This window comes from Sphingomonas sp. Root720 (genome assembly GCF_001428605.1).
Taxonomy (GTDB): domain Bacteria; phylum Pseudomonadota; class Alphaproteobacteria; order Sphingomonadales; family Sphingomonadaceae; genus Rhizorhabdus.
Map to the genome: position 1 here is coordinate 414982 of NZ_LMID01000015.1, position 18765 is coordinate 433746.

General features: G+C 66.5%; 18 protein-coding genes and 2 pseudogenes. 12 read left to right on the forward strand and 8 right to left on the reverse strand.

The window, feature by feature from the left end:
* Positions 1-59: 59 nt before the first annotated feature.
* Together ASE22_RS24145 and ASE22_RS27795 are read left to right on the forward strand one after the other, a co-directional pair.
* Positions 60-908 carry an MOSC domain-containing protein gene (locus ASE22_RS24145; RefSeq protein ID WP_056601277.1) on the forward strand — a complete coding sequence of 283 codons (849 nt, stop codon included), beginning with the start codon at positions 60-62 and terminating at the stop codon, positions 906-908.
* A 137-nt stretch (positions 909-1045) separates the two neighbouring features.
* Positions 1046-2665: a S10 family peptidase gene (locus ASE22_RS27795; protein WP_056365792.1), complete on the forward strand. Its 1620-nt coding sequence runs from the start codon at positions 1046-1048 to the stop codon at positions 2663-2665.
* 9 nt (positions 2666-2674) lie between these two features.
* Here the strand turns inward: ASE22_RS27795 and ASE22_RS27800 are convergent.
* From ASE22_RS27800 to ykgO, 4 genes and pseudogenes are all read right to left on the reverse strand, one after another.
* Positions 2675-2873, reverse strand: a pseudogene (locus ASE22_RS27800) (GIY-YIG nuclease family protein); the annotation flags it as partial.
* 204 nt (positions 2874-3077) lie between these two features.
* Positions 3078-3321 (reverse strand): annotated as a pseudogene (locus ASE22_RS24155) (GIY-YIG nuclease family protein).
* 462 nt (positions 3322-3783) lie between these two features.
* A complete protein-coding gene (locus ASE22_RS24160; RefSeq protein ID WP_327196994.1) occupies positions 3784-4410 on the reverse strand; it encodes an HAD-IA family hydrolase in 627 nt (208 codons plus the stop codon).
* The gene (gene ykgO, locus ASE22_RS24165; protein WP_003046794.1) at positions 4410-4535 is read right to left on the reverse strand and encodes a type B 50S ribosomal protein L36; all 126 of its coding nucleotides are present in this window, start codon (positions 4533-4535) and stop codon (positions 4410-4412) included. The genes ASE22_RS24160 and ykgO overlap by 1 nt, the downstream gene beginning before the upstream one ends.
* A gap of 221 nt (positions 4536-4756) precedes the next feature.
* On the opposite strand from ykgO, the gene ASE22_RS24170 reads away from it, so the two are divergent.
* Positions 4757-5377, forward strand: coding sequence for a DUF4136 domain-containing protein (locus ASE22_RS24170; protein ID WP_056365799.1), 621 nt, complete (start codon positions 4757-4759; stop codon positions 5375-5377).
* Positions 5374-6513: a M14 family metallopeptidase gene (locus tag ASE22_RS24175; protein ID WP_056365802.1), complete on the forward strand. Its 1140-nt coding sequence runs from the start codon at positions 5374-5376 to the stop codon at positions 6511-6513. The genes ASE22_RS24170 and ASE22_RS24175 overlap by 4 nt, the downstream gene beginning before the upstream one ends.
* Positions 6514-6550: 37 nt before the next feature.
* On the opposite strand, the gene ASE22_RS24180 is transcribed toward ASE22_RS24175, so the two are convergent.
* Positions 6551-6886, reverse strand: a complete 336-nt coding sequence (locus ASE22_RS24180) for a PilZ domain-containing protein (protein ID WP_235535995.1) — start codon at positions 6884-6886, stop codon at positions 6551-6553.
* Positions 6887-7036: 150 nt separating this feature from the next.
* Positions 7037-7603, reverse strand: a complete 567-nt coding sequence (locus tag ASE22_RS24185) for an HNH endonuclease (RefSeq protein ID WP_056365805.1) — start codon at positions 7601-7603, stop codon at positions 7037-7039.
* 176 nt (positions 7604-7779) lie between these two features.
* Between ASE22_RS24185 and gluQRS the strand changes: the two genes are divergently transcribed.
* From gluQRS to uvrA, 5 genes are all read left to right on the forward strand, one after another.
* Positions 7780-8667, forward strand: a complete 888-nt coding sequence (gene gluQRS / locus ASE22_RS24190; protein WP_056365808.1) for a tRNA glutamyl-Q(34) synthetase GluQRS — start codon at positions 7780-7782, stop codon at positions 8665-8667.
* Between the two features lie 124 nt (positions 8668-8791).
* Positions 8792-9085: a GIY-YIG nuclease family protein gene (locus ASE22_RS24195; protein WP_056365811.1), complete on the forward strand. Its 294-nt coding sequence runs from the start codon at positions 8792-8794 to the stop codon at positions 9083-9085.
* Positions 9086-9465: 380 nt separating this feature from the next.
* The gene (locus ASE22_RS24200; protein WP_056365815.1) at positions 9466-9696 is read left to right on the forward strand and encodes a twin transmembrane helix small protein; all 231 of its coding nucleotides are present in this window, start codon (positions 9466-9468) and stop codon (positions 9694-9696) included.
* Between the two features lie 13 nt (positions 9697-9709).
* The gene (locus ASE22_RS24205) at positions 9710-10279 is read left to right on the forward strand and encodes a cob(I)yrinic acid a,c-diamide adenosyltransferase (protein ID WP_056365818.1); all 570 of its coding nucleotides are present in this window, start codon (positions 9710-9712) and stop codon (positions 10277-10279) included.
* Positions 10280-10385: 106 nt separating this feature from the next.
* On the forward strand, positions 10386-13454 hold the full coding sequence (gene uvrA / locus ASE22_RS24210) for an excinuclease ABC subunit UvrA (protein WP_056365820.1): 3069 nt from the start codon (positions 10386-10388) through the stop codon (positions 13452-13454).
* 637 nt (positions 13455-14091) lie between these two features.
* On the opposite strand, the gene ASE22_RS27025 is transcribed toward uvrA, so the two are convergent.
* The gene (locus ASE22_RS27025) at positions 14092-14796 is read right to left on the reverse strand and encodes a hypothetical protein (protein ID WP_156397267.1); all 705 of its coding nucleotides are present in this window, start codon (positions 14794-14796) and stop codon (positions 14092-14094) included.
* Between the two features lie 4 nt (positions 14797-14800).
* Positions 14801-15301 (reverse strand): Panacea domain-containing protein, encoded by a 501-nt coding sequence (locus tag ASE22_RS26405; protein WP_156397266.1) that lies wholly within the window; start codon positions 15299-15301, stop codon positions 14801-14803.
* A 391-nt stretch (positions 15302-15692) separates the two neighbouring features.
* Between ASE22_RS26405 and ASE22_RS24225 the strand changes: the two genes are divergently transcribed.
* The 3 genes from ASE22_RS24225 to ASE22_RS24235 all read left to right on the forward strand — a co-directional run bounded on the left by ASE22_RS24225 (position 15693) and on the right by ASE22_RS24235 (position 18754).
* On the forward strand, positions 15693-16817 hold the full coding sequence (locus ASE22_RS24225) for a calcium-binding protein (RefSeq protein ID WP_056365829.1): 1125 nt from the start codon (positions 15693-15695) through the stop codon (positions 16815-16817).
* Positions 16818-16895: 78 nt separating this feature from the next.
* On the forward strand, positions 16896-17516 hold the full coding sequence (locus tag ASE22_RS24230; protein ID WP_056601273.1) for a hypothetical protein: 621 nt from the start codon (positions 16896-16898) through the stop codon (positions 17514-17516).
* A gap of 122 nt (positions 17517-17638) precedes the next feature.
* Entirely contained in the window at positions 17639-18754 is a 1116-nt protein-coding gene (locus tag ASE22_RS24235) for a calcium-binding protein (protein ID WP_056365838.1), read from the forward strand.
* Positions 18755-18765 lie beyond the last annotated feature (11 nt).

Sequence of the window (18765 nt, forward strand, 5' to 3'; positions counted from 1 at the left end):
TTCCGTTCGCGCCGGCCGTGGCTAAGCGTGGGCATAGGCGGGCGGTCGGGAGCGAAGCGGTGGAACATCTGGGTCAGGTCGAGGAATTGCGGCGCTACCCCGTCAAGTCGATGGGGGGAGAGATGCTGGCGGCGGCGCGGATAGACACCCGCGGGCTGGAGGGCGATCGCGTCTGCGCCTTCATCGACGAGGAAACGGGCAAGGTCGTCACCGCGAAACTGCCGCACCGCTGGCGCGCGATGCTCGGCTTCGCCGCGACCTTCGATCCGGACGGCGGCGGCGGCGTCCGGGTCCGCTTTCCCGACGGATCGACCATGTCGGCCGGCGATGGCGACGCGATCGGCGCGGCGCTGTCCGCCGCGCTCGGGCGACGGGTCCGGCTCGCGCTGGAACGTCCCGAGCAATTGCTGATGGACCGCGCGGTGCCCGAGGCGGTGGCCGAGGCCGGCAGCGGCGCGGATGTCGAGGCGATCGTCCTGCCGGTCGGGATGGGCGCGCCCGAAGGCGGCTTCTTCGATTATGCGCCGATCCATCTGATCGCCACCGACAGCCTCGATGCGATGGCGGCCGATTCGCTTGCGGGGGTGCCGGAGCCCGTTCGCTTCCGTCCGAACATCGTCATCCGGACCGCGGCAAAGCCCTTCGTCGAGAATGACTGGGTCGGCGGGACGCTCGCCATCGGCGACGCCGTCCGGCTGCGGGTAACGCTGCCGACCCCGAGATGCGCCGTCCCGACCCTGGCGCACGGGTCCGTGCCGCCCGATCCGCGCCTGACCCTCGCCGTCGCGAAGCGCAACCGCGTCGAGGTTCTCGACATGGGCCCGCTGCCCTGCCTGGGCGCCTATGCCGAGGTCGTCTCGACCGGCGAGATCCGCGTCGGCGATCCGGTGGTCTGGTCGCCCGCCTGATCGCCGGGCCGGCCGCTTGTCCGGGCAGCGCCGGCCGCTTGGCGCGTATATCCGCAAAAACACATTGCAAGCGCCGCCGGGCGATTCATGATGCCGGCTTAGCGCCGTTCGCGGCCCCATCGATGAGAAGCCCGTCCATGAAGCCAGTCCTCGCCGCCACGCTTGCCGCCCTGCTCGCCGCAACCGCGCCCGCCACCGCCGCGCCCGCCGTCGCGGCGCCCGCGACCGAAGCGGAGGATCCGCCCGCCTCGTCGGCCGGGGAGCGCTTCCGGTCCGACGAGGTGCGGTCGACCGGATCGGTCACCGTCGGCGGCACCCGCATCCCCTATCAGGCGATCGCGGGCACCCTGGTCGTCCATCCCAGGGACTGGGACGACGTGCCCGCACGCGACGAGGCGGGGAAGAAGGACGGGAAGACCCAGGCCGAGGCGTCGATGTTCTACGTCGCCTATGTTCGGACCGGCGTGCCCGCCGCCAGCCGGCCCATCACCTTCGTCTTCAATGGCGGTCCCGGCTCGTCGAGCATCTGGCTGCACATGGGGGCGTTCGGGCCGGTGCGCGTCGAGACGGGCGATGCGGGGCAGGCCTCGGCCGCCCCCTACCGGGTCGTCGCCAACGACCAGGCGCTGCTCGACGCGTCCGACCTCATCTTCATCGATGCGCCCGGCACCGGCTTCAGCCGGGTCGCGGGCAAGGACAGGGACAAGGCCTTCTACGGCGTCGACCAGGACATCCATGCCTTCGCCCGCTTCGTCGTCGAGTTCCTGTCGAAGCACGGCCGCTGGGCCTCGCCCAAATATCTGTTCGGCGAAAGCTACGGCACGATGCGCGCCGCCGGCCTCGCCAGGGCGCTGCAGGACCAGGATGTCGACCTCAACGGCGTGATGCTGCTGTCGGACATCCTCAACTGGGATCTCGTCCCCGACGATCCGCAGGCCAATCCCGGCATCGACCTGCCCTATATCGTCTCGCTGCCCACCTATGCCGCGACCGCCTGGTATCACCGCCGCGTCGCCGACCGGCCCGACGATCTCCAGGCGTTCCTCGCCGAAGTCGAGCGCTTCGCCACCACCGACTATGCGCTGGCGCTGATGCAGGGCAATGCGCTGCCGGCGGCGCAGCGGCAGGCGATCGCCGAGAAGCTGGCGGCCTATACCGGCCTGCCGGTCGCCTATCTGCTGAAGACCAACCTCCGCATCGAATATGGCGCGCTCCAGAAGGAGCTGCTGCAGGACCGGGACCTCACCACCGGCACGCTCGACACGCGCTTCACCGGCTGGACGATCGATCCGCTGAGCAAGGTCGCCGACTATGACCCGCAGGGGTCGGCGATCGGCGCGGCCTATGCCGGGGCGTTCAACGACTATGTGCGCGGCACGCTGCATTATGGCGAGGGCCGCCACTACCAGACCAGCCTCGATGTCTATGGCAGCTGGGACTATAAGCACCAGCCGCCCGGCGCCGGCAAGCCGCTGATCGCGCTGCCCAACGTCCTGCCCGACCTGGCCGTGGCGATGAAGCGCAACCCGACGATGAAGATCATGGTCAACGGCGGCTGGTTCGACGTCTCGACCCCCTATTTCGCGGGGGTCTACGAACTGCGCCACCTGCCGGTGCCGGCCGCGCTCCAGGCCAATATCGAGTATCGCTATTATCCGTCGGGCCACATGGTCTATCTGCACCGCCCGTCGCTGAAGGCACTGCACGACAACGTCGCCGACTTCATCCGCCGTACGGATAATATAGGGGAGCGGTAGCTCTGCATCGTCACCCCGGTCGATCAGCGCGAACTTCCAGGCGCGCGACCAGCGCTTGACGCGCTTTTCCTGTGCGATGGCGTCGATGATCGACGGCACGCGCTCGGCCCAGACCAGCCGATCCCGTGCCCGTACGRTGCTGCGATATGCGCGCGGAAAGATCGGMAGTCACACCGACGTAGATCGTCCCGCGATACCGATCGGCCATCATATAGACCCAACCACCGCTCTGCCCCATCCGACGAAAGGCAAAGGAAGCGGGACCCCGGGTCAAGCCCGGGGTGACGAGATGCGGAGGTCGGTGCGGCGGAAACGGTGGCGCCCCTGCCTTCTTCGAGCGTGTCTCCGGCTTCGTGGGTTCGTCGCCATACATTGCCGTCACCCCGGGCCTGACCCGGGGTCCCGCTTCTTCTCAGGCCAGCGTGTCGTACAAATCCCGCCATTCTGGATTTCCGCGCTCGATCAGCGCGAACTTCCAGGCGCGCGACCAGCGCTTGACGCGCTTTTCCTGTGCGATGGCGTCGATGATCGACGGCACGCGCTCGGCCCAGACCAGGCTGCGATATGCGCGCGGAAAGATCGGAAGTCACACCGACGTAGATCGTCCCGCGATACCGATCGGCCATCATATAGACCCAACCACCGCTCTGCCCCATCCGACGAAAGGAAAAGGAAGCGGGACCCCGGGTCAAGCCCGGGGTGACCTCCGTATCCCGTCACCCCGGGCCTGACCCGGGGTCCCGCTTCTTCTCAGGCCGGCGCCTCGTACAGATTTCCGCGCTCGATCAGCGCGAAGTTCCGCGCGCGGAATCCCTGGCGAATCGAGTGAAGCCGAAAAAATACGGCGGCGCCCCGGAGGAGGGGAGGGGCGCCGCCGTTTCCGGCCTGGCCGAAACGCAAATCCGAAAGCGTGGAGCGGAGATCAGTGCCGCATCGCGTCCTCGATGGCGACGAAGTTCACCACCGCCATGAACAGCAGCGCCGCCGCGACGGGCAGGATGAGGAAATGATCACCGAAGAAACCGAGCATATGTGCCTCCTTGTCTGTGGAGGCAGCATCGCGCCGGATGCGCGAATCGGCTTTGACCGAAATCAAATCGCCGGATCGATCGCCACGATCAGTCGACCGGGGGCAGCAATCCCCGCGCCCGGAGGGCGGCGCGCAGCGGTTCGGCGCCGACGAACAGGTGGCCGGCGATCCCCGCCGCCTCGGCCGCCGCGACATTGTCGGCGCGGTCGTCGATGAAGATCGCCTCGCCGGCGGCCAGCCCGAAGCGGTCGAGCGCCATCGCGTAGATCGCGGGATCGGGCTTCACCAGCCTGACCTCGCCCGAGACGAGGATGTCCTCGAACAGGTCGAACAGCGCCGCCTCGCGCGTGCGGAAGGGCGGCCAGAATTCATGGCTGAAATTGGTGATCGCATAGAGCGGCACGCCGCGCGCGTGGAGGTCGCGGACGATCTCCCCCATGCCCGGCAACAGGCCGGTGACGGTGTCGGAGAAGCGCGGGCCGAAGGCAGCGATCGCGCCGGCGAAGCGCGGCCAGGCCGCGATCAGCTCGGCGCTCGTCTCGGCGAAGGGTCGGCCGGCATCGTGCTGGCCATGCCAGTCGAGCGTGACGACGTCGCGCAGAAACAGTTCGAGCTCGTGCGCGGGCACGAGCTTTTCGAAGAACTGCCGGAGATTCCAGTCGTAGAGCACATTGCCGACATCGAAGATGACGGCGCGCGTGCGAGACGCGGTGATCAGCCTTGGCGCGCCTTGAAGCGGCGGTTGGTCTTGTTGATCACATAGGTGCGGCCACGACGACGGATCACGCGGTTGTCCCGATGCCGGTCCTTGAGCGACTTGAGAGAGTTGCGGATCTTCATGGCGTCTGCGCCTGCTTTCTAAGCTGATATATGGAAAAACGAGGCGCTCCCCTATGGTCTGGCATCGAAGGAGTCAAGCGATTCAGCTTCTTGTCTGGCCTCAAGCGCCGGGCGCCGGACGAATGCCTCGCGCCGGCGCTTGAGGCGAAACCAAAAAGATTCCATGCACCCATTTCGTTGCTTCCGCGTTTCGATGCCGGAGCATCGCTCGGGAGAAAGACATGACGACGCGGAACCTGCTGTCCAAGGCCCTTATGATCGGTACCGTCGTCGCGCTGGCCGGCTGCGCCTCGCAGACGCCGCAGACCCAGGTGACGCGCTTCCATCTCGGCCAGCCGATCGCGCCCGGACAGGTCACGGTCGAGCCGCGCGACCCGACCCTCGCCCGGGATCTCGAATTCCAGGGCTATGCGCGTATCGTCCGCGCCGAGCTCGACCGGCTCGGCTTCGGGATCGCACCCGACCTGACCAAGTCCGAACTGGTCGCCGTCACCGAGGTGCGGCGCAGCTGGCGCCCGACCGACCAGACGCGCGGATCGTCGATGTCGATCGGGTTGGGCGGCGGCAGCGGCGGCGGCTGGGGCGGCGGCACCAGCGTCGGCCTCGGCGGGTCGGTCAGCTTCCCGATCGGCAAGCAGCGCGAGAAGATGGACGTGCTGACCCAGCTGTCGGTCCAGCTCAAGCGCCGCTCCGAAGGCACGGTGATCTGGGAGGGCCGCGCCGAGACGGTGGCGCGCGACAATACCCCCGCCGCGGGTCCCGAGGCGGCGGTGTCGCGCCTGGCAGCGGCCCTTTTCAAGGACTTCCCCGGCCGCTCGGGCGAGACTATCACGGTGAAATGAACGATCATGACAGCATCAGCATCTCGAGCGGCTTCGACAGCGGCAACATAGTCCTGACCGGCCGGGACGGCACCCGGTTCGACCTCGCCATCGTCAAGGACCACCAGTCCGACTTCTACCAGTGGTTCCATTTCCGCCTGAGCGGCGCGAAGGGGGTGCCCGTCACGCTGCGCATCGGCAATGCCGGGGGCGCGGCCTATCCCGACGGATGGAAGGACTACAAGGCCTGCTGCTCGTCCGACCGGCAGGTGTGGAAGCGCGTGCCCACGACCTATGCCGACGGCGCGCTGACGATCGAGGTCACCCCCGACGCCGACAGCGTCTGGCTCGCCTATTTCGCGCCCTATTCGATGGAGCGGCACCATGACCTGGTCGCGCGCATCGCCGCCGCGCCGGGGGTCTCCCATGAACGGCTCGGCGCCACCCTCGACGGGCAGGACCTCGACCTGCTGACGATCGGCGAGGGGCCGAAGGCGGTCTGGCTCTACGCCCGCCAGCATCCGGGCGAGAGCATGGCCGAATGGTGGATGGAAGGCGCGCTCGAGCGGCTGACCGATCCGCACGATCCCGTCGCGCGCAGCCTCCGCCGGCGGGCGACCCTCCATCTCGTCCCCAACATGAACCCGGACGGGTCGCGGCGCGGCCATCTGCGCACCAACGCCGCCGGGGTGAACCTCAACCGCGAATGGCACGGGCCGACCCTGGAGCGGAGCCCCGAGGTCCATCACGTGCTGCGACGGATGGACGCGACCGGCGTCGACTTCGCGATGGACGTGCATGGCGACGAGGCGATCCCGCACGTCTTCATCGCCGGGTTCGAGGGCATCCCCGGCTGGACCGAGGAGCAGGGCCGGCTCTACCATCTGTTCCGCGACACGCTCGCGCGGCGCAGCCCCGACTTCCAGACGCGCCACGGCTATCCGACGGCGGCGAAGGGCAAGGCGAACCTGTCGATGTCGACCAACCAGCTGGCCCAGCGCTTCGGCTGCGTCGCGGCGACGCTGGAGATGCCGTTCAAGGACAATGACGACCTGCCCGACGCCGGGCATGGCTGGTCGCCCGAACGGTCGAAGCGGCTGGGCGCCGAATGCCTCGGCGCGCTGCACGAGATACTGGACCAGCTGCCGGCGAAATGATGCGCCGGCCGGCCGGCCGACGGCCCTCAGGAAAATCCTAAGCCGCGCCGCGCTCGGTCGCGCTCGCCCGCAGCACCGTCACCGTCGCGTCGTCGAGTGGGCGGTCGAAGCGGCAGCCGGCCTCGCGGCCGTCGGCCCAGACGATGTGCGCGTCGACCAGCCCCTTGCCGGGCAGCGACAGGCGGATCGAGGTCTCGGGCGGCAGCTGCTGGTAGAGGCGTAGGCGCGCGCCGCTGCTGGAGATGTCGATGATCCGGCAGGGCGAGCGGCTCGATGCCGCCGGCATGCGGAAGCGGGTGTCGAAGGCGGCGGCCCCGCGCGGCGTGGCGCGGCGATTGGCGCCGTCGCGGAGCTGCACTTCGGACGAATACATAATGTCTCCCCCTGCGGACCACATGGCCGCGACCGAAACCCCGCAGCGGGATTACGCCGCGCGGGCGCGGGGGGCAACGGGGAATGCACGGGATGTTAACCATTGTTCGCAATCGCCGGACGCGGCCTCCCACCTGGCGGCACGCGGCCGTCAGGCGTCCAGCTCGACGTCCCAGTAGAGCCAGTCGCGCCAGCTCTGGTGGAGATAATGCGGCGGGAAGCTGCGGCCGTTCTCCTGCAATTCCCAGCTGGTCGGCCGGCGCGGGGTCTCGAACAGGCGCATGTTCGCCTGGCGCGGGGTGCGGCCGCCCTTGCGCAGGTTGCACGGCGCGCAGGCGGTGGAGACATTCTCCCAGGTCGTCCGCCCGCCCTGCGCGCGCGGGATGACATGGTCGAAGGTGAGGTCGGACAGCGCGCCGCAATATTGGCAGCAGAAACGGTCGCGCAGGAACAGGTTGAACCGGGTGAAGGCGGGGTTGTCCGACTGCTTCACATATTGGCGGAGCGCGATCACCGAGGGCAGCTTCATCGCGAAATTGGGGCTGCGGACCTCGCGGTCATAGTGCGAGACGATGTCGACCCGCTCCAAAAAAACCGCCTTGATGGCGGTTTGCCAGTTCCAGAGGGACAGCGGGTAATAGCTCAGCGGCGTATAGTCGGCGTTGAGCACCAGCGCCGGGCAACTGTCCGGATGTCGCATGAGATCGGAGTGGTACATGGTCGAACCAAGGCCTCCAGCAGGATGGAGAGCCCCACCCGCTTCGCCCCTCGACCTTCCGTTCGCACACCGGAACGCCTATGGCCGAACCGGCCGCGCCCTCGTGGCCACCCTTTCGCCGGAAAGCGTGACATGGGCATGACAGCATTTCCACTGACTCCCCGTCAAGAGTCCCCGTGCCTTCCGCGCTGATTTCCCGATTCGCCCCGAGCCCGACCGGACGGCTCCACCTCGGCCACGCCTTCTCGGCGCTGCTGGCGCACGATCTGGCGCATGGCCCGGACGGCGCGGGAAACGGGCGTTTCCTGCTGCGCATCGAGGATATCGACCCCACCCGCTGCCGGCCCGAACATGTCGAGGGGATCGTCGAGGACCTGCGCTGGCTCGGCCTCGCCTGGAACGGGGAGGTCGTCTTCCAGTCGCGGCGGCTGCCGCTCTATGCCGCCGCGCTCGACCGGCTGAAGGCGGCGGGGCTCGTCTATCCCTGCTTCTGCACCCGCGCCCGCATCGCCGCCGAGATCGCCGCGAGCGCCGCCGCGCCGCACGGGCCGGCCGTGAGTCCCGATGGCGGCCCGCTCTATCCGGGGATCTGCCGCGGCCTGTCGCCCCAGGAGCGCGCCGCACGGATAGCGGCGGGCGAGGCGCATGCCTGGCGGCTCGACGTCGCGAAGGCCGTCGCGCAATGCGGCCCGCTCGCCTGGCACGACGCCGGTGCGGGCACGGTCGCCGCGACCCCCGGCGTCCATGGCGACGTCGTCCTCGCCCGCAAGGACGCGCCGACCAGCTACCACCTCGCCGTCACCGTCGACGACGCCGCGCAGGGCGTGACCGACGTGGTGCGCGGGCAGGACCTGTTCGCCGCGACCCATGTCCACCGGCTGCTCCAGGCGCTGCTGGGGCTGCCGACGCCGCGCTACCACCACCACCCGCTGCTGACCGACGCGAACGGCGATCGCCTCGCCAAGCGCGCGGGCTCCCCGACCTTGGCGTCGATGCGCGCCGGGGGCGCCGATGCGGCCGCATTGGTGGCGCGGCTACGAGGCTCGGCGCCCCACCGCCGTTGAGCGCGCCGCACCTCTCCCGAGACCCCAGCCTGCGCTGGGGTGGCGTCATTGGAGAGCGAGGAAAAAAGAAACCGTCATGCCAGCGCAGGCTGGCATCTCCGGAGAGGTTCGTTACGCTTGCGTCATGCGGAAGGGCGGCTGGACCTACATCATGACCAACCGGCCGCGCGGCACGCTCTATGTCGGCGTCACCGCCCATCTCGCCGCCCGCATCCACCAGCATCGCCAGGGCGACGGCGCGGATTTCTGCAGGCGCTACAATCTCTGCCGGCTCGTCCATGCCGAGGAGCATGCGACGATCGACGAGGCGATCGCGCGCGAAAAGGCGCTGAAGGCCTGGAAGCGCGCGTGGAAGATCCGGCTGGTCGAAGAGGGCAATCCCGAATGGGCGGACCTGTTCGAACGGCTTCTTTCGTAATCCTCCCCTCCCCCAATCGTCATGCCAGCGMAGGCTGGCATCTCAGGAGGCCGGGGCGCCASRTCATCTCCCGAGACCCCAGCCTGCGCTGGGGTGACGTGCCGGGAGAACGAGTTAAAAAAATATCGTCATGCCAGCGCAGGCTGGCATCTCAGGAGGCYGGGGCGCCACGTCATCTCCCGAGACCCCAGCCTGCGCTGGGGTGACGTGAGTGGAGAGCGAGTAAAAAAGATGTCGTCATGCCAGCGCAGGCTGGCATCTCGTGAGGCTGGGACGCCACCTCATCTCCTGGATGCGCAGCCTGCGCTGGCACGACGGGAAGAGAGAACGCCCCCTCTTTTCCTTCGACCTCGCCCCCCGCCCGCGCTAAACCCCCTGCCATGAGCGGAAACACTTTCTTCTTCATCCTGATCCTCGCCGCGATGGTCGCGACCGTCGTGGCGCTGGTGCGCGGGATCATCGCCTTCCTCCGGACGACCGAAGCCGACCTGAAGGCGGGCGGCGTGAACCAGTCGGGGCTCAAGCAGAACAAGATGATGCGGATGCGCATCGCCTTCCAGGCGATCGCGATCATCCTCGTCATCCTGCTGCTGATCATGAGCCGCCAATAGACGGCCCCGCCCGATGGTTCGCCTGACCAGGATCTACACGCGCACCGGCGACCGGGGCGAGACCGGCCTCGTCGACGGGTCGCGCCTGTCGAAGAGCGCGCCGCGCATGGCCGCGATCGGCGATGTCGACGAGCTCAACTCGGCGATCGGCGTCGCGCTGACCCACGCCCTGCCCGACGACGCCCGCGCCCAGCTCGGCCGCATCCAGAACGAGCTGTTCGACCTCGGCGCCGACTTCGCCACCCCCGGTCCCGATTTCGCGCCGTCGGAGATGCGCCTGCGCATCGTCGCCGCGCAGGTCGAGCGGCTGGAGGCGGAGATCGACGCGATGAACGCCGAACTCGAGCCGCTGCGCAGCTTCGTCCTGCCGGGCGGCGACCCCGGCGCGGCGGCGGTCCACCTCGCCCGCGCGATCTGCCGCCGGGCCGAGCGCGCGGCGGTGGCGGCCGATGCCGATGTCGGGCTCAACCCGGTCGGGCTCGCTTATGTCAACCGGCTGTCGGACCATCTGTTCGTCCTCGCCCGCCGGCTCAACCGCGCCGGCGCCGGCGATCCGCTGTGGAAGCCCGGCGCCACGCGCTGACCGCGCCCGGCCGCGGCCCTTGAGAATCGCCCGGCCAGATCCCAGATAGCCCCTTCGCCCACAAGCCGCCTTGCGCGCCGCGAACAAATCTGGAACATTTGCGAATATGCTGACTCATATTTCGGTGCGCGGCGCGCGCGAGCACAATCTCAAGGGCGTCGACGTCGACCTGCCCCGCGACAAGCTGATCGTGATCACCGGCCTGTCGGGCTCGGGCAAGTCGAGCCTCGCCTTCGACACCATCTATGCCGAGGGCCAGCGCCGCTACGTCGAGTCGCTGTCGGCCTATGCGCGCCAGTTCCTCGAGCTGATGCAGAAGCCCGACGTCGACCATATCGAGGGCCTCTCCCCCGCCATCTCGATCGAGCAGAAGACGACGAGCCGCAACCCGCGCTCGACCGTCGCGACGGTGACCGAGATCTACGACTATATGCGCCTGCTGTGGGCGCGGGTCGGCATCCCCTATTCGCCCGCCACCGGCCTGCCGATCTCGGCGCAGACCGTCAGCCAGATGGTCGACCGGATCATGCAGCTCAAGGAGGGCACCCGCTTCCTGCTGCTCGCCCCGGTCGTGCGCGGCCGCAAGGGCGAATATCGCAAGGAGCTCGCCGAATGGCAGAAGGCGGGCTTCACCCGCGTCCGCATCGACGGCGAGATGCATGAGATCGAGGCCGCCCCCGCGCTCGACAAGAAGTACAAGCACGACATCGAGGTGGTGGTCGACCGCCTCGTCGTCCGCGACGGCATCGAGACCCGCCTCGCCCAGAGCCTCGAGACCGCGCTGCGCCTCGCCGACGGGCTGGCCTTCGCCGACCTGGTCGACACCACGGTGGCCGAGGCGACCGCGCATCGCCCCTCCGTCCGGGAGATGCCCGCATCCTTCCAATATGCCGAAGCTGTTCCCGATTCCCGTCACTCCAGCGAAGGCCGGAGTCTCGGGAGTGAAGCGGCGCCCGCGTCTCCCGAGATGCCAGCCTCCGCTGGCATGGCGGCCGAAGGCAGGACCGGCGGCAAGATGAAGAACGCCGGCGTCCCCGCCAACCGCGTCACCTTCTCGGAGAAATTCGCCTGCCCCGTCTCGGGCTTCACCATCGCCGAGATCGAGCCGCGCCTCTTCTCGTTCAACGCGCCGCAGGGCGCCTGCCCGGCCTGCGACGGGCTGGGCGAGAAGCTCTATTTCGATCCGCAGCTCGTCGTCCCGAACGAGGCGCTGTCGATCAAGCAGGGCGCGGTCGTGCCCTGGGCCAAGTCGAACCCGCCCAGTCCCTATTATATGCAGGTGCTCAGCTCGGTCGCGCGCGCCTACGACTTCCGGCTCGACACCCCGTGGAACGAGCTGCCCGAGGAGGCCCGCGACGCCGTCCTCCACGGCACCAGGGGGCGGGTGATCACCCTCACCTTCATCGACGGCCGCAAGAGCTACGACGTCCAGAAGCCGTTCGAAGGGGTGATCCACAATCTCGAACGCCGCATGCTCGCGACCGAGAGCGCGTGGATGCGCGAGGAGCTGGCCAAGTATCAGAGCGCCGCGCATTGCGAGGTGTGCGGCGGCGCGCGCCTCAAGCCCGAGGCGCTGGCGGTCAAGATCGCGGGCGAGGACATCAGCATGTCGACCCGCCGCGCGGTCGGCCCCGCGCTGAAGTTCTTCCGCGACATGCCGCGCCACCTCAACGATCAGCAGAACGCCATCGCCGAGCGGATCCTCAAGGAGATCGTCGAGCGGCTCGGCTTCCTCGACAATGTCGGGCTCGACTATCTCAACCTCGATCGCACCTCGGGCACGCTGTCGGGCGGCGAGAGTCAGCGCATCCGCCTCGCCTCGCAGATCGGCTCGGGGCTGTCGGGGGTGCTCTACGTCCTCGACGAGCCGTCGATCGGCCTGCACCAGCGCGACAACGACCGGCTGCTCGTCACCCTCCGGCGCCTGCGCGACCTCGGCAACACCGTGATCGTGGTCGAGCATGACGAGGACGCGATCCGCACCGCCGACTATATCCTCGACATGGGGCCGGGCGCCGGCGTCCATGGCGGCGAGGTCGTTGCGCAGGGCACGCTCGACGACATCCTCGCGCATGAGGGCAGCCTGACCGGCGACTATCTGTCGGGCCGCCGCATGGTCGACGTGCCGAAGAAGCGCCGCAAGGGCAACGGCAAGAAGGTCACCGTCCACGGCGCCCGCGCCAACAACCTCAAGGACGTCACCGCCTCGATCCCGCTCGGCACCTTCACCTGCATCACCGGGGTGTCGGGATCGGGCAAGTCGAGCTTCACGATCGACACGCTCTACGCCGCCGCCGCGCGCTCGCTCAACGGCGCGCGCATGGTCGCGGGCGCGCATGACAAGGTCACCGGCCTGCAGTTCTGCGACAAGGTGATCGACATCGACCAGTCGCCGATCGGCCGCACCCCGCGCTCGAACCCGGCGACCTATACCGGGGCCTTCACCAACATCCGCGACTGGTTCGCGGGCCTGCCCGAGAGCGAGGCGCGCGGCTACAAGCCGGGCCGCTTCAGCTTCAACGTCAAGGGCGGCCGTTGCGAGGCGTGCACCGGCGACGGGCTGCTCAAGATCGAGATGCACTTCCTGCCCGACGTCTACGTCACCTGCGACGTCTGCCACGGCAAGCGCTACAACCGCGAGACCCTCGAGGTGAAGTTCAAGGACAAGTCGATCGCCGACGTCCTCGACATGACCGTCGAGGACGCGGTCGAGTTCTTCAAGGCGGTCCCGCCGATCCGCGACAAGATGGCGATGCTGGCCGAAGTCGGCCTCGGCTATGTCAAGGTCGGCCAGCAGGCGACCACCCTGTCGGGCGGCGAGGCGCAGCGGGTCAAGCTCGCCAAGGAACTCTCCCGCCGCGCGACCGGCAACACCCTCTACATCCTCGACGAACCGACCACCGGCCTCCATTTCGAGGACGTCCGCAAGCTGCTCGAAGTCCTCCACGCGCTGGTCGAGCAGGGCAACACCGTGGTGGTGATCGAGCACAACCTCGAAGTCATCAAGACCGCCGACTGGGTGCTCGACCTGGGCCCCGAAGGCGGCGTGCGCGGGGGCGAGATCGTGGCCGAGGGGACGCCGGAGCAGGTGGCGAAGGAGCCGCGCTCCTATACGGGGTCGTATCTCAAGCCGCTGCTGACATCGGGTGCCCGGAGCGTTCAGGCCGCCGAATAGGCGACCCGCCGCTCGCAGATCGGGGAGGCAATGGCGTCGGCGCGCGAGGCCGCGCTATCCGGTACGCCCACGCCCTGTCAGGCCACAGCGCCCGCCACCCCCGACCGTCATTCCCGCGAAGGCGGGAATCCACCGGCAGGCTTGGCCCTGTCCATCTTTGGTTCGGGAAGCGTTCGCCGGTTCGAGCGTCCGCCCTTTGTCTCGGCATTGGAAATACGCAAAGCCCCGGCGGCTTCATCCGAACGCCTATGCGGCCTATGTAGAGAGGCGGGCCCGCCATGAGACCGCGCGGGGTTTTGGAGCTTCGGATGTCGCACGCTGACGATCCGGTCCAGTGGCCGGGCAAACGGATAGACTTCGGGTCTTTCGCCGCAGATCTGTTGTGCGGGGTGGAGAAATGGCAGCGGAGGGCACGCCCGAGCATCTCAAGAGCAGCGCTCCCATACGGGGCATTACCTTAGTCTGCTGCTCCGAGATCGACGCGCAAGCTGAGCAAGAACAGGTGGCAAAGGAAATGCGCAGCTATCCCGGGGCGCATCTCAAGCCGATGCTGCCTCCGGGCGCCCGGAGTGCTCAAGCTGCCGAGTAAGCCGCCTGCCGTTCGGAGCCGGTCGGTGCCCGGGGAGGCTGGCTTTGTTCATTCTCCGCGACGGGCAAGCTCTTCGAGGATAACCGGAACGGCGTCATCCAGCGCGTTACCGAACCGATCGAACTGATCTCTCAGTTCACCGTCCGTCAACAACTGACGCTCACTAACCTTCCACGCCCGGACATGGCGATCCGTTTTGCTTCCCGCTATTCGGGGAACAAAAATTATGAGCGCGTCGGATCCCTCAAAACCTTCCAGCGAGAGGATTGCCTTTTGGACGATGGTGGCAAACAAACGGCTTTGAAAGTCGGAAAAAGGCATACTGGCCCAGCCGATCAGAAAAACCGGCGTCAGCTTGCCCTTGTCCAGAAACGTGAATGTGGGCTTCACAGGTACAAACATGTTTCGACCAATCGGATACATCGCGATCATGTCGTGAAAGACTTGGATGCCTTTTATGTCGCGCGCACCGAGCCAAGGAATAAGAGCTGCAGCTATTTCTCGACCAAGCCGGCTAACTAGAGGGTTCGCTATACCTATTAGCGCTTTCTCAAGGGTTTCTCGGGAAAGACCGAAAGTAACGTAATCGGCGAATAGTCGGTATATTTGAGTTAACGCATAACGTGGTTTTCCTAAGACAAATCGCGTTATTTTGCGCGCTGTTTCGTCGCGGCGCCGATCATTCAGTCTCACCCAATTCGCAAGCGACGGGGGTTTTCTGATTTCAGCAATTTTCCGCTCCGGCGAAACCATCACATTACCCTTTCGGTCGTGCTGCGACTATTAATTCAGGCGTAATTTCCATTCCCGGATTAGCATGCCCATCGTACCACCATACTTGGTGCCATGCGCCGCCTTCTACATGCGAAATTTCTCTCAAGCGTGATGCGGACAAACGAATTAAAGGTTCTATGGAATCTCGTAGCGTTGCCTCATCCGACTCAGATAACGATACCGAAGATACCTCCTCTTTTCCCGATTTCGCGGAAAAAAATCGCGCCCGATCTCTTATCGGTTTGTCCTCAAACTTCTTGAACGCCTGGTAGATTTCTCTAAAAACCGGACCATGCTCCCAAGCTTCAATTTTCGCGTTAGTAAGAACGATACCTTTGTGAAGTAGAAGCGCCTCATACGCAAAAAAAAGCAATTTGTTCAGAGCCATATTGGTTAGCAACAGCCCTCGTGAATCGGCATAATCCAACAGCCAGTTTGCTAAACCGCGAATACTCAAATTAAGATTACCATATTCGAAGGTCATTATTACCCTTTGCGCGTTGGGCAGATTCCGTACGGCCTTCGCAAACCAACCGAAGCCGTCAACATCCAACGAATCTTCGCTCAATCGTCGCGCGTATCGCAGGTGATAGCAAGAGCGAATCGTTCGTTCTTTGTTCCAAAAAGCGAAGGACAGGAGGTACGGGACACTCTACTAAATAGCTGGAACCGCAAGGCCAGTGCATGAGCTGCTCGTTAACACATGCTCGTACAGCGTCGCACGCCATTACCTCCGCACCGGTTTACCCACCTGCGGAGCATCCGCCTGACAGGCGGCCAAATGGCAGCACGACAATCGCATCCATTTCGACGACCATCCCCATGACATCGGCGCGATAATCGCCAACAGTCGGTCATTATCGGGGGATCATCACATGACGCACATATTTCCCACCGGCGACAATGCGCTGCGCATGGATTTCGGGATCGAGCGGATCGGATTGCCGACGACGGTCGTGACGCGCACGGCGCAGACGCTGGTCTACGAAGTCGATGGCTATCGCTATGCCTTCACCGGCACCGACCTGACCTATGACGGGCAGGGCCGACCCACCGGTGGCTGGCTGAACTCCTTCGAATATAGCAAGGATGGCGCGGTCCTCTTCAACAAGGCCGCCAGCTCGTCCTGGGGGCTCGATCCGGTGATCTTCGCCACGCCGAACGGGATCGGCGATCATAATCTTGCGCGCTCGCTGCTGTCGGGGAACGATCATCTCCACGGCAGCGCCCTCGACGATTGGCTCGTCGATATTTCGGGCCACAATATTGTCGAGGGCGGGGCCGGCAACGACACGATCGTCGGCGGCGACGGCAATGACCATATCTATGGCTTGTCGGTCGCCGGCGGGGCGGACGGCGCCGATTATGTCGAAGCCGGCGCCGGGTCGGACTATATCCAGGGCAATGCCGGTAATGATCGCATCTTGGGTGGGGACGGATCGGATCGGATCAACGGCGGCGCGGACGACGACCATCTGTCGGGCGACGCCGGCAACGACAGCATCAACGGCAATCGCGGCAATGACGCCATCGAAGGCGGCGCGGGCAACGACGTGCTACGCGGCGGCCAGGGCAATGACACGATCGACGGCGGCGATGGCAATGACGTCCTGATGGGGGATGTGGGCGTCGACGTACTATATGGCGGAGCGGGCATCGACATCTTCGTCTTCGGCCCGGGCACCAGCCCGATCGGCGAAGATGTCGATCAGATCCACTCTTTCGAAGACGGCATCGATCATATCATGCTGGGCTTCACGCCACAGGCGGTGCTGGCCGGGACCGCCCAGACGAACGCCGCCACCTTCATGGAGGGTGCGCGCGCGGCGGCCCAGGCCCTGTTCGATCAGCATGCTGGCAATTGCGAGCTCGCGGTAATGGAAGGCCCAGCCGCCACGATGCTGATCTTCTGGTCGAGCAACAACGACGGCCTCGTCGATTCGGTGGTGCAGATGAGCTACAGCCAGAGCGCCCAATATGGGCTGGATGACTTCATTTGACCGGGGAAGGCGTGCGTCGTTGAATTCCGGTAAATTCCGGCGACACGTTACCGGTCCGGGGTTCCGGGGGACATGCGCATGCGACTGGGATGGATCGGGCTCGTCATCGGCCTCGGCGCGATGGCGTTCGGTGGACACGCGCTTTACGAGGCGAAGGTCGCGGCCGAGCGGAAGGACATCGCCTATGACCGGCTGGTCGCCGGGATGCCCGGCTTCGGCTGGTACAGGGTGCAGGGCGCCAGCTGGCGGCTGATCGACGCCGTCACCCTGCGCGGCGTGACGGGGGCGACCCTCCCCGACGTCTATGTCCGCGTCCGCCCCGCTGGCGCGCCCGACGGCGGCGATGCGCCGGCGAAGCTCCTCGTCCATATCGAGGACCAGACACTGGCCGACCGGATGGCTGGCATCCTCGCCGGCCTCGCCCAGGAGTCCTATCCGACCGCGGGGGACGAGACGCTCGAGGAGGAACACCCGATCGAGGGCATGGTCGAATCGGTCCTGACGGTCGACCGCATCGACCAGAAGGGCGTCCGCGACGCGCTCGGCGCGCGGCTGGCCGGCGACTATCTGGTCATCGCGCAGGGCCGGACGCCCGACCCGAGCGGGCGCGGCCTCGCCATCCTCATCGGCGGGCTGCTCCTCTCGGTCCTTTCGGCCTTCTCCCTGCTGCGCCGCCGCCGCGAGCGCGACATCATCTGAGATCGCGGCCCCCTATCGCCGCACCCCAATCGTCTCCATTTCCGATCTTTTGCAGGCTGGATAGCTTGACGCTTCCCGCCCTCCCCAAGCAACGATGGGCAGGCTTTGAGGGGAACGCACGGATGGTGATGGTCACGCCGGTCGGCGATGCGCCGGTCTACATGGGATCCCTTTTCGACTTCGTCGCCGTCAAACCCCGGCCCGAAGCGATCCATGTCCAGACGACCACCTCCTGGATCTTCGACGACCAGGTGGGACGGAGCAGCTATTCCGGCATCGGCTTTACCTATGACGCGCAGGGCCTGCTTGTATCGGGTACGATCACGGGGCTGCACTGGTCGGCGCCGGTCTACGGCGCGTTCGACGTCGGTGGGCTCGCCATATCCGCCGCGGCCTTCCGTCAGTCCTGGGCAGGCGGCGATCCGCTGGCGGCGCTGCTGCCCGGCGACGATGTCTATCAGGGCAGTTCGCACGACGACATCATCCGCGATGTCGCCGGGCACAACGTCTTCCTCGGCGGGGACGGCTTCGATCAGATGAGCGGCGGACCCGGTAACGATCATCTCTGGGGGCAGTCGCCCAACGGCGGTCCCGATGAAGGCGACTATCTGGCCGGCGGCGGGGGCTCGGATTATATCCAGGGCAACGCCGGCGACGACCTTGTCGAGGGCGGAGACGGGTCGGACCGGCTCTATGGCGGCCAGGGCGAAGACGCCCTCTACGGGGGCCCCGGCAACGACACGATCAACGGCAATCTTGGCAACGACTATATCCAGGGCAATGAAGGAAACGATCTGCTGCGCGGCGGGCAGGGCGACGATGGCTGGATCAGCGGCGGCGAGGGCAATGACACGATCATGGGCGATCTGGGGGCCGATCGCATGTTCGGTGGCTGGGATGCCGATCTGTTCGTCTTCGGCCCCGGCACCAGCCCGATCGGCGCCACGATCGACAGCGTCGCCGATTTCGAGCAGGGCAGCGACCTGATCTCGCTCGGCTTCGTCCCCGCCACGGTGCTGACCGGCAGCAGCGCCGCCGCCGCCGCCAGCATCGACGCCGCCCGCACCGCCGCCCAGGCGCTGTTCGACGGCCATGCCGGCGATCATGAGGTCGCCGCGATCGGCTATCAGGGCGCCACCCTGATCTTCTGGTCGGGCAATGGCGGCGCGGCGATCGACTCGGTCGTCAGCTTCCAGAACCAGTCCCCCACCGACTTCGCCCTCGCCGACTTCGGCTGAGGCCCGGAGGA